Source organism: Pirellulales bacterium, from assembly GCA_035499655.1.
Classification (GTDB): domain Bacteria; phylum Planctomycetota; class Planctomycetia; order Pirellulales; family JADZDJ01; genus DATJYL01.
This window is the reverse complement of the sequence record DATJYL010000179.1, coordinates 52,475-63,468: the sequence shown is the minus strand read 5'-3', so window position 1 is coordinate 63,468 and position 10,994 is coordinate 52,475. Positions and strand designations below refer to the sequence as shown.

Here is a 10,994-nt window from a genome sequence, read left to right as displayed (position 1 = left end):
AAGAAATCCCAAATCACTTGGGTGGCGTCAACGTCGCGGCAGACCGGGCCGATAAGAAACTGCGGGAAGTATTGCGGGCCGCCGGGCCAGGTGTGACCGCCCCCTTCGATTTTATACAGCACCACTTCCGTTCCGTTCTTGCCGTGGCCATAGGTGAAGCGCATGACGGTGCAGCCATCATCGGGATCGCTGTCGGGCAGGGCATCTTCGACGGGCTGGGTTTGGCAGCCATCGGCTTGGACCCAGAGTTTGACGGCATCATCAGTGGCGATGACTTTGCCGCGATCGCCAAGCTTGCCTTGGCCGACTGGGCCGCCATCGTAGGGCACCAGTGGATCTTTTGTCCCTTGGAGGATTAGGACTGACACGGGCTGCGACGGTTTGAATTGCTTGTAAAATGGATCGGCAATGCTGCCCACAACCGGCGCGATGGCGGCGATTTTATCGGCGTGGTTGGCCGCCAGATAATGCGAGAAAATAGCGCCGTTGGAAATGCCGGTGGCAAAAATGCGGCGCGGATCGACGGGATGCTGCTTGGAGATTGTCTCGAGCATGGCCATGAAGAACGCCAAGTCGTCGACGTTTTCATTGGCGGCGCTGGTGGAGGGAGTGCCGCGGCCATCGTTCCAGCTTTTGTCGACGCCCTCCGGGTACGCGACCAGAAAGTGCTCTTGATCGGCCAGTTTGCTGAAATCGGTGAGATACCGTTCCATGCCCAAGGCGTTGCCGCCGCCACCGTGGAATACCAAAACCAACGGTGCGGGTTGTTCGGCGGATAAGTTTTCCGGCACGTGTAGATAATAGGTTCGCTGCCGGTTGCCTACTTCGATGGTTTTTTGCTGCGTGTTTTCGCCCGGTTGAATCAGCTTGGCCGCAAATTGAGCCGCCGCCGTGTAGGCCTTCCACCAGGCGAGCATGAGCACAGTGAACAGAATTGCCAGCATGATTTTTCGCTCATTTTGCATTTGGCCGACGGCGTGCATAATTCCCTCCGCTAAAGTGTAGCACCGGAGAGGTATTTTCAACCTCTCTTTCTCTGGAGGGTATTTCGCTGAAGTTTCCTCGATCTTGAGGGGCGGTGTAGCCGCATCGAATCGAGATGCCGCGTGTTTCAAGCAACTCGGCTCAATGGAGAGGCGGTGACACAAAAACGAGGTGATTGTTCACACGGCTTTGGTCAGGCCGGGGATGGCTTGGGGATACATTCCGTCCGGCCCGGGGTTGACCGGCATTTTTGCACCCCAGGTGAATTCGGCGGGCATGACGCTGAGCTTGCTGTTGAAGGCATCGTCCCAGGTAATTTCTTTGCCGCTGTACGTGGCCATGCGGCCCAGGATGGCGGTCATGGTGCTTTTGGCGGCGTAGTCGGTTTCGTTGTAGGGGGCGCCGTTTTTGATTGCATCTTGCAAATCGGCATGTTCGATTTGATAGGGATTAGGCGCGGGCCCGGCTTTGTCGTGTTTCCAAGTCCAGCCTTCGCCGCCGTTGACCTCCATGGTGAAACGGCCGGAATCTAAATGCACGGTGCCTTTGGTGCCGTGAATGTGCTCCGAAACCTGGCCCCAGCAGCCGGAAATTTGGCGGCACTGGCTGAACAGGCGCGAGCCATCGGCATATTGAAATTCGACGGCGTGGTGGTCGTAAATTTCGCCATCGCCGGGTTGGCGCGGCACTTGCGAGCCCCCCATGCCGACGGCCCGCACCGGCGTTTCGCCCTTGAACCAGTTGACGACATCGAGGTTGTGAATGTGCTGCTCCACGATGTGATCGCCGCAGAGCCAGACGTAGAAATACCAATTGCGCATTTGGTATTCCATTTCGGTTTTGGTATTTTCGCGGTCGGCTGGCGTTGGTGTGGAGCGAGGGCGTGTGCCGTTCCAATATGCGCGGGCGGCGATAAAATCGCCAATGGCGCCGTCTTTGTAACGCTTGAGAGCTTCCAAGTAACCGGGCTGATGATGACGCTGCAAACCGACGCCGACGATTAAGCTTCGTCGCTTGGCCTCTTCGTTGCTGTCCAGGATTTTGCGGACGCCGGGGGCATCGGTGGCCAGTGGCTTTTCCATGAAGATGTTTTTGTTGGCCTGCACCGCCGCGTCGAAGTGGATGGGCCGAAAACCCGGCGGTGTGGCCAAAATGACTAAGTCGACGCCGGAATCGATGGCCTTTTGGTAGGCGTCGAAGCCGACAAATTTGTGATCGTCGTCGACGGCGATGCGATCGCCCAGGGCGGTTTTCAATTCGGCGAGTTTGTCATTGAGCCGATCTTGAAAAGTGTCGGCCATGGCGACGAGCTTGATGTTGTTGCCGGTCGACATGGCATCGATCACGGCACCGCCGCCGCGGCCGCCACAGCCGATAAGCGCCAGGCGAATGGCGTCGTCGTTTTGAGTGGCATGCGCCTGTCGGGCAATGCCCAGCGTGGCGGCCAAACCGGCGCCGGCCACGGCCATGCCGGACGACTTCAAAAATTCCCGCCGAGAGGAATGGGCGGTAGTCGAGGGTTTGGACAGCGCTGATTTGGTGTGGGAGGACATGGATTGTGCTCCAAGAGTGTGGAAGTTGGAAGGCTGTGTGGCGTGTGAGCGCGGCGAAGATCAGTTTATGTTGGCAGAATTTATTTAGCAACGATTGGAATGTTGATTTGCGGGTTGTTCATTTTTTTGCGGGCGCGCCGCCTGGCCAGATGAAACGGCCCCCTTCGGCTTCGGCATCAAGTCCGGCGTCCCAAATTTTTTGCTTTTCTTCGGCGGTAGGCTCGTGCAGCGGGCGGCAAATGCGGTAGCCGACAAACTGGGCGTCGGTTAAATACCAGACGCTTTGCGGAAGTTGCGGATCGGTGGCTTCCCAATCTTTGGTGGAAGGCTTGCGCGCGGCGCTGCGCAAATCGACGGCGTCGTCCTGCCAGGAGCCGCCGCGAACGGGATGCGGGAACTTGGTATTGGTGATGGCCAGCGGTTCGATTGTCGCTTTGCCTTTAAACTGGGCGTAGTAATCGGCGATGTATTGATCCAGCACCCATTCGGCTACGTTGCCATGCATATCGTACAGGCCCCAGGGGTTGGGTTTCTTCCGACCGATTTTTTGGTAACTGTCGCCCGCGCTGGCTGAAGACCAGGCGTAATCGTTCAGCTTGGCCGGATCGTCGCCGAAAGAATACGCCGTGTTAGTGCCGGCACGGCAAGCGTATTCCCATTCGGCTTCGGTCGGCAGGCGGTAGTAGCGGCCTGTTTTCGCACTGAGCCAACGGCAATACATGCGGGCCGCGTAGTGCGTCATGCTGATGGCCGGGTAACCGTCCTTTCCCATGCCGAACGACATATCGGTGTACGGTTTGGTCGGGCGGGCCAGAGCGTCGGCAAGCTTGTCGTTTTCGGTGGGAGACTGGGAGGTGACTTTGCGGCGCTCGAAGTCGAGCGTGAACATGAACACCTCGTACTCGTCCCAGGTGAGCTCGTATTTTTCCATCCAGAAGGGCTCGATTTCGACTTCGTGTTGCGGGCCTTCGTCGGACTTGTGGCCATGCTCGGTTTCGGGACTGCCCATGGTGAATTTGCCGCCGGGGATGGGAACCATTTGAAATTTGACATCGGTGCCGGGGATGACGTCGGTGTAAGGCTTCATGTCGGCGGCGGTGGAAGCCGCGGCATTGGGCACGTCGACTGGGGAAGGCTCGGCAGCCCGGGATTGATTTGCAAGCAGGGCCAGAGTGTAAACTAGGATGGCGGCCAGCGCGGCAACTAAATTCGGCATGCGAGAACCGCGAAGACGCGAAGACGCACAAAGTAAAAACGATTTCATGAAGCGACCGGTCGGTATGAAGCAGCTTGCCATCGGCGGTTTGAATGTGGCGATATGCGCCTATTTATTGGCGCTGCAAACTGCGCAGGGGGCTGATGCGGATGCACGCTTGCCGCAGCGTTTCACGTTCACGGAAATTCACATGGGGGCGCCGTGGAAAATGGTATTGTATGCCGCCGACGAAGCGGTCGCAAACCGGGCGGCGCAGGCGGCGTATGCGCGGATTGAACAACTGAACGGAGTGCTGAGCGATTATGATGCGGACAGTGAATTGTGCCGGCTGAGCGCCACGTCGCCATCGCCGACCGGCGTGCCGGTGAGCGACGATTTGTGGCGCGTGCTGGCGGCGGCCCAGCAGCTGTCGGAAAAAAGCGACGGGGCTTTCGACATTACCGTGGGACCGCTGACAAAATTGTGGCGGCGGGCGCGGCGGACGAAAGAAATGCCCACGGCCGAAGCAATCGCCGCCGCGCGCGTAGCGACTGGTTACAAGGCGTTGCGGCTCGATCCGGCCACGCGCACAGCGCAATTGCTCAAGCCGAACATGCGGCTCGATGCCGGCGGCATTGGCATGGGTTACGGTGTGGACGAAGCGTTCAAAGTTTTGAAGCGCGAGGGAATTCAAAGCGCCTTGATTGACGCCAGCGGAGATATTGGCGTCAGCGACGCGCCGCCGGGCAAGTCGGGTTGGCGGATCGGCATTGAGCCGCCGTCGGGCGAAGGGCCGGCCAGTCGATATGTATTATTGTCGAATTACGCCATCACGACCTCGGGCGATGCCTTTCAGGCACTCCAGATTGACGGAAAGCGATATTCGCACATTATTGACCCGCGGACCGGGTTGGGCGTGACGGGGCACAGCAGCGTGACGGTGATTGCGCCCGATTGCATTGCGGCCGACAGTTACACCAAGCCGATTTGCGTGGCAGGAGCGGAGGCGGGCTTCAAAATTATCGAAGCCACGCCGGGAGCGGCGGCATTTGTGGAACGCGAAGCGGACGGGGCCGACGGATCGAAAAAAATCGAAACACTCCAGACCAGCCGCTTTGCGCAATTTTTGACGCCGAATTAATTTAGCCCCGGGCTTTGCCCGGGGGGTGCTTCCGATGAATCACTGGCGAACAAATCCGTGGCTGGTTTGTTTGCTGCCGTTTGTGGTGTTCATGCTGGTTGGCAGTCTGGAGCCGACGCCAACAGCCGAGGGCGCAATCGCCACGAAATCGTGGTTGGACCTGGGAATCGAATATCGCCAGTATCCGCTAATCTACACGGCGAAGATTTTGCTCACCCTGGCAGCGATGATGTTTGTCTGGCCCGGCTATCGGCAATACACCCGGCGGTTAACTTGGTTAGGCGTGGCCGTCGGCGTGATCGGCGCGGCCGTATGGATTGCACTGGCCACGTGGCAACGACAGTGGATGCCGCTAGTGGCCGAAAAAACCGGCATCGAGTGGTTCAAAACGCTGGGGCAGCGGAGCGCGTTCAATCCGCTGACGGAATTGAGCGCGCAGCCGGCGCTGGCGTATGGATTTTTGGCGGTGCGGCTGTTGGGATTGGCGGTGGTGGTGCCGGTTATCGAGGAATTTTTTCAACGTGGATTTTTGATGCGGTTCGCGATGGTGGAAAAATGGTGGGAAGTGCCGTTTGGCAATGTGAATCGGCTCGCGGTAGTGGCGGGCACGGCCGTTCCCATGCTGATGCATCCGCAAGAAGCCGTGGCGGCGCTGGTGTGGTTTTCCGCCGTCACGTGGCTCATGATCCGCAGCCGTAGCATTTGGGACTGCGTGCTAGCCCATGCCGTGACAAATTTGCTGCTGGGCGTGTATGTGATCGCCAGCGGCCAGTGGTGGCTGATGTGAAGAGGCGACGGGTAACGCTTCGATCAACGTTTATCTATTTGTTTCGCGCTTTTTACCCAGTCCTTAACAATAACTGGAATTCGGTTGATAACTTCTCTTCCGAACAAAACCTCGTCGACATAGCCCATGTGCATCATGTCGATGATCCGGCACAGGTAGGATCTTCCGCATTCCCACCACGTAAAGTAATCGTCAATCATTAAGTAATGTTTGATGTGAGGTTCTTCTGTACGCGCTTCCTCGATTTCCATGCCGTCGAGAAGTGACTCGTACACGCCATCAGCAACGCGGCTGCCAAAAGTTGTGGTGTAGTAATACTCTTTTATTTCCCAGACAGCGATAGGATTCACTGTTCGTGGAAATGCCCCATCGATACGCCGTGCAAGCGTTCGGTAAGGCGCTCCATCGCGTGTGATGGTTGTTAATTCTCCCGGAGCATAATCACAAGGCATGCCCTCGCAGTTGCTTTCAATTAGCATATTTATAATCCCGGAAAAATATGCATTAGCCTTTTTGGCTTTCTTTTGTTTGTTCATAGGCAATGGACATTTGGGGCAGAGTTTCCTGCGCAATTTTCAGATCGCTTTTCTGAATAGATTCCTTAATCTGTAGCAGTGTCTATTGGCATGTATCCGTAGGAGGTGTGGCTGGCGTATTTCTTCACAATCCCACGGTGTTTGGATTGATCTATGCCGCAGTTGGCACATTCAAGCCGGACACAAGCCTCCGTCTCTACAACATTATCGTTTTCCCATTCATCGCCGGGTCGTATCATGACGTATGTGCGGCAGATAATTTCCCGAAAGTACACATTAAGCCGAGATCGACCGCATTTCGGACATTTCCACATATCTATCAACTCTTTTGACGACAATAGGGCACGCACAATCTGCTATGGCGGAGGCGATATGACCTTTTATAATGCCACGGGATAAATATCCCAAAATCGGATATGGCATTTAGTGCAAAAATGCGTCTTCCAGCCGAATACTATGCGACAGTCATATTTTCTTCTCGCAGTTTCAAATCGGCAGAACCTAGACCTTTGCATCAGACACGCCCTCGCTGGCTTTTCTAACAGCGGTACTGGCGTTTGGGCGTACGTCGATATCAGAGAAGGTGATTACATTTCGTTTCTTTATGCTGCACGTGCTTTCAACCTTTACAAGGTCATCCGGAAAGAAGCGATTATCGAGTTCCAGAAGGCTGCACCGTGGCCTCCTGTAACCTTCAGGGAGTCGAATAAGACGTATTACTATCCAATTCGGCTTTATCTTCAATGTGAAAGGCATTTCACAGAGCCGCTTGTCAGAGCCGAATTTGCATATGTTGCAGAGAATCTGTTATTAAGGGCAGGGTATCGCAAGACTCATTTCCAGGCTGACCAAACAACGCTTCAAGTTGTTTCGCAGATGGGAAGCGTTGCAACAGAAGCCGCACAATCCTTTGAAATTCCGGCATATTCTGCATTTGTTCCGCGTTTTACACGTCGCAAGTCCGACGTGAATGTGCCTTTAGTTTGCCCCTTTAACGAACTGATCTTACAAGCTGCTATCCGCCGCCAAATCGCAGAAAAAAGCTATTTAGAACGCATGCTTGGCATGCTCGGAGTTGACACTTTGGAAGCGGATGTCTTGGAAGTTCTCAGCGAGAAAGCTGTTTCGGAAGGTCACGTTGATATTTTGATAAAAGATTTAATCCCAATTGGAGTCGCCCATAAGCTTATTTTAGAGGCGAAGTTGGCTAAGGCTGAGTTAGAGGACCTGTCACAATTGCAAGGTTACACCAGTGAATTTGGAGTTGAATGTGTTGGCCAAGCCGTAATTGCAGAAGCGTTTCCAAAGACTGTACTCAGTAGAGCAGCCGAATTGGGAATTCGCCTCATTCGGTATGAACTTATTTGCAACTGGGATCAACCGCGAACATTTGCAGAAATCTTGGAAAATTTGAGACTAATTCTAGTTCTTTAGCGGGATGGGCTATGTCAACGCCTTGCGGTGTGCATCAACCCATATCTCCGACGGCCTTTTCTCAGCGTGTCGATATCTGGCACAAAAGGACACAACGTACAAATTTTCTGCATGCCGATTTTGAAGAAATCATGAATATGGCCAAGAAGGGTGATTTGGTTTATTGCGATCCGCCATATTCGCACAGTCAAACCATTTTATATGGAGCGCAGACTTTTTCGCTTTCCAGACTGTTCTCGGCGATCGAGCGATGCAAATCGCGGGGAGTGTATGTTGTTCTCAGTATCGACGGGACAAAAAAGTCGGGTGGGCAGATGTGCAACATTCCATTACCCGATGGATTATTTGTCCAGGAGCTTTCGCTAAGTTGTGGTCGATCGATGTTGAAGCGATTTCAAATGGAAGGAAAGTCGCTCGAGTCGGAGGTTGTTGCGGATCGTCTTTTGCTGACTTTTTAACACGATCGCCAATTGGCCAGTGGTGGCTGATGTGAGGAGGGCAACGGGCATGCCCACAGCGCGCTCTACTAGCGCGTCGCGGTTAAACCGCAAGCGGATGGGCGATCCATGGTGATTTCGGCTAAACCACAAGCGGATTGAAAAGCCTGGCAGCGGAATCCGTTTAAACGGCCGCTCCGAGGACTCCGCGTCGCGGCTAAACGGCGCACTACGGCGCGCGGAGGTTGGCGCTGGCGGGTTTGACGGCTTCGGCGGGGGCGCCTTCGCGGTATGCCCGGGCGCTTTCGTACAAATCGAGCCGCTGTTGGATGTGGGCCGCTTCGTTCTTGGGAGCTTCGTTCAGGGCCTTGTGGACTGAGGTTTTGGCATCGTCGAATTTTCCGGCGCTGGCTTGGGCGGCGGCCAACGTATCGAGATAGCGGTAATCTTTGTCGCCATCGAGCTCGATGGCCCGTTGTGCGGCGGCGATGGCTTTGTCGGCATCGCGATAGCGCGGATCGGGGCAGGTGGCCATCAGCCAGGCGGTGCTGAGATAGGCGCGGCCGAGTTTGGAATCGGTGCGGACGGCATCGCGATAATCGGATGCAGCGGCGCCGTAAATGCCCTGTTCGCGGTAGGCATCGCCACGATTGACCAGGGCGAGCGCGTCATCGGGATTGATTTGCACAGCGCGGTTGTAATCGGCCAGGGCTTCGCGGAAGTTGCCCAGGCGGTAGTTGGCGTGCCCACGGCTGTTATAAAAGCCGGCGTCGCCAGGCTGGAGCTGAATGGCGTGATCGTAATCTGCCAAGGCGCCGTTGACATCGCCTTGGGCGTACTTCAACTCGCCGCGATTAAACCAGGCGTTGGCGTAATTGGGATTGAGCTGAATCACCGAGTCGAAATCGGCCAGCGCCCCTTTGGTGTCGCCCAGGTAAGCGCGACTGACGCCGCGATTTTGGACGGCTTTCCACAATTTGTCGTTGAGGGCCAGCGCGGCTTCAAAATCTTTGAGGGCTTGCTTTTCGTTGTTGCCTTCGGAGTATTTTTCGCCCCGGCGGTTGTAGGCCCAGGCTTCCAACTGGCGGGCATAAGCGGCGCTTTCGCCGGTTGAACCTTCGCTGAGGCCGTCCTGGCAAAGCGAGATGATTTGGCTGAAATCGTCCAGCGTGGAGGCGGAGTTGGTTTTTTCGTAGGCGGCTTTGATTTTTTGGTCGGCCGCGCTGATCGCGGGCTTGGCATCGGCCGATGCTGCACCGGAAGCGTTGCCCGGGCCGGTTGCTGGAGAACTTTGTTGAGCTGACGCCAGTGTGGCGAACACCGTGCTGAGGGTGGCGGCGAGGCAAAAGCGGGCGACAGTGAAACTACGCATCGGATAACCTCCATGTGTGAATGCGGGGGCACGCTCCCCTTCGGGTCGCGGCTGAACCGCAAGCGGAATAATTTATTGAACTCTTTTCTCTCATCCCTAACCCCTCTAGTTCCTATTTTTGCGGCTCGGTCATGCGCCAGGGATCGAGGGTTTTATCGAGCATGTCGTCGGGAAGCAGTTTTTGTTCGCGGCACAATTGCCGGATGGTTTTGCCGGTTTTGAATGCTTCCTTCGCCAGGGCGGCGGCTTTTTCGTAACCGATGAGCGGGTTCAAACTGGTGACCATCGACAGGCTTTGCTCGACCGCGGCTTCGCACGCTTCGGGGTTGGGCTCCATTTCGGCGGCGCAAAAATCGACAAAGGCCCGGGTGGCGCTGGCCAGCAGCGTGATGCTTTCCAGCGCGGCCAGGCCCATGACGGGCATCATAACGTTGAGTTGAAATTGGCCGCCGGTCGCGCCGCTGAAGGCAATGGTTTGATCGTGTCCCATCACCCAGGCGCATACTTGCATCATGCTTTCGCACATGACCGGGTTCACTTTGCCGGGCATGATGGAGCTGCCGGGCTGGCGATCGGGGAGTTTGATTTCGTAGAAGCCGCAGCGCGGCCCGCTGGAGAGCCAGCGGATGTTGTTGGCCACGTTGAACAGCGTGACGGCGATGGTGCGTAAATCGCCGCTGGCTTCGACGAGACCATCGCGCTGCGCATTGGCTTCGAAATGATTGAGGGCTTCGATAAAGGGAATGCTGGTTTCTTTCGCCAGGGCAGCAGCGACACGCTTGCCGAATTCAGGATGCGTGTTGATGCCGGAACCCACGGCGGTGCCGCCGGCCGGGAGTTCATGCACGGCTTTGAGCGCGCTGGCGGCGCGGCCAATCGACAAGTGCAACTGACGCGCGAAACCGCCGATTTCCTGGCCGAGCCGCAGTGGTGTGGCGTCGGCCAAGTGGGTGCGGCCGATTTTGATGATTTTATCCCAGGCCGTGGCTTTTTCCGCCAGCGTTTTGTGCAGCTTTTCCAGCGCGGGGGCCAGATCGTTTTTGATCGCCAGCGCCACGGCCACGTGAATGGCGGTGGGGAACATGTCGTTGGTCGACTGGCCCATATTCACGTGGTCGTTGGGATGAATCGGCTTCTGCTCGGCGAAGCGGTCGCCGCCGGTCAGCTCGATGGCGCGGTTGGCGATGACCTCGTTGGCATTCATGTTGCTCGATGTGCCAGAGCCGGTTTGAAAGACGTCCAGCGGAAATTCCTCGTCGAATTTTCCCTCGGCCACTTCGCGGCAGGCTTGCAGCAGGGCCTCAACTTGTTTTTGATTGAGCGGATTTTTGCCCGTGCCGGTGAGCTTGCCCAAATCGCGGTTGGCGATGGCGGCGGCGTATTTCACCAGACCCAGGGCGTGAATCAGTTCGGGCGGCAGCGGCTCGCCGGAGATGGGAAAATTTTCGATGGCGCGCTGCGTTTGCGCGCCGTAATAAGCTTGGGCGGGGACGCGGACTTCGCCCATGCTGTCGTGTTCGGTGCGGAAATCGGGCATGAAGAAGGGTTCAGGCGG

10 protein-coding genes are annotated in these 10,994 nt (G+C 56.3%); 4 read left to right on the top strand and 6 right to left on the bottom strand.

Annotated elements, in window-relative coordinates:
- The 3 genes from VMJ32_12735 to VMJ32_12725 all read right to left on the bottom strand — a co-directional run.
- Positions 1–983: PHB depolymerase family esterase (locus VMJ32_12735; GenBank protein ID HTQ39887.1), on the bottom strand; the 983-nt coding region annotated here is incomplete at its 3' end.
- Between the two features lie 180 nt (positions 984–1,163).
- The gene (locus tag VMJ32_12730; GenBank protein ID HTQ39886.1) at positions 1,164–2,537 is read right to left on the bottom strand and encodes a Gfo/Idh/MocA family oxidoreductase; all 1,374 of its coding nucleotides are present in this window, start codon (positions 2,535–2,537) and stop codon (positions 1,164–1,166) included.
- Between the two features lie 118 nt (positions 2,538–2,655).
- Positions 2,656–3,753 carry a formylglycine-generating enzyme family protein gene (locus tag VMJ32_12725; protein HTQ39885.1) on the bottom strand — a complete coding sequence of 366 codons (1,098 nt, stop codon included), beginning with the start codon at positions 3,751–3,753 and terminating at the stop codon, positions 2,656–2,658.
- Between the two features lie 46 nt (positions 3,754–3,799).
- Here VMJ32_12725 and VMJ32_12720 point away from each other — a divergent pair, with 46 nt between their 5' ends.
- A complete protein-coding gene (locus VMJ32_12720; protein ID HTQ39884.1) occupies positions 3,800–4,873 on the top strand; it encodes an FAD:protein FMN transferase in 1,074 nt (357 codons plus the stop codon).
- Positions 4,874–4,907: 34 nt separating this feature from the next.
- Positions 4,908–5,660, top strand: a complete 753-nt coding sequence (locus VMJ32_12715; GenBank protein ID HTQ39883.1) for a CAAX prenyl protease-related protein — start codon at positions 4,908–4,910, stop codon at positions 5,658–5,660.
- A gap of 23 nt (positions 5,661–5,683) precedes the next feature.
- Here VMJ32_12715 and VMJ32_12710 read toward each other — a convergent pair whose 3' ends face one another.
- Entirely contained in the window at positions 5,684–6,196 is a 513-nt protein-coding gene (locus tag VMJ32_12710; GenBank protein HTQ39882.1) for a hypothetical protein, read from the bottom strand.
- Positions 6,197–6,652: 456 nt separating this feature from the next.
- On the opposite strand from VMJ32_12710, the gene VMJ32_12705 reads away from it, so the two are divergent.
- A complete protein-coding gene (locus VMJ32_12705) occupies positions 6,653–7,630 on the top strand; it encodes a hypothetical protein (GenBank protein HTQ39881.1) in 978 nt (325 codons plus the stop codon).
- Positions 7,631–7,641: 11 nt separating this feature from the next.
- The gene (locus VMJ32_12700; GenBank protein HTQ39880.1) at positions 7,642–8,088 is read left to right on the top strand and encodes a DNA adenine methylase; all 447 of its coding nucleotides are present in this window, start codon (positions 7,642–7,644) and stop codon (positions 8,086–8,088) included.
- Between the two features lie 208 nt (positions 8,089–8,296).
- Here the strand turns inward: VMJ32_12700 and VMJ32_12695 are convergent, their stop codons facing one another.
- Entirely contained in the window at positions 8,297–9,439 is a 1,143-nt protein-coding gene (locus VMJ32_12695; GenBank protein ID HTQ39879.1) for a tetratricopeptide repeat protein, read from the bottom strand.
- Between the two features lie 112 nt (positions 9,440–9,551).
- The gene (locus tag VMJ32_12690) at positions 9,552–10,976 is read right to left on the bottom strand and encodes a class II fumarate hydratase (GenBank protein ID HTQ39878.1); all 1,425 of its coding nucleotides are present in this window, start codon (positions 10,974–10,976) and stop codon (positions 9,552–9,554) included.
- Positions 10,977–10,994: the final 18 nt, after the last annotated feature.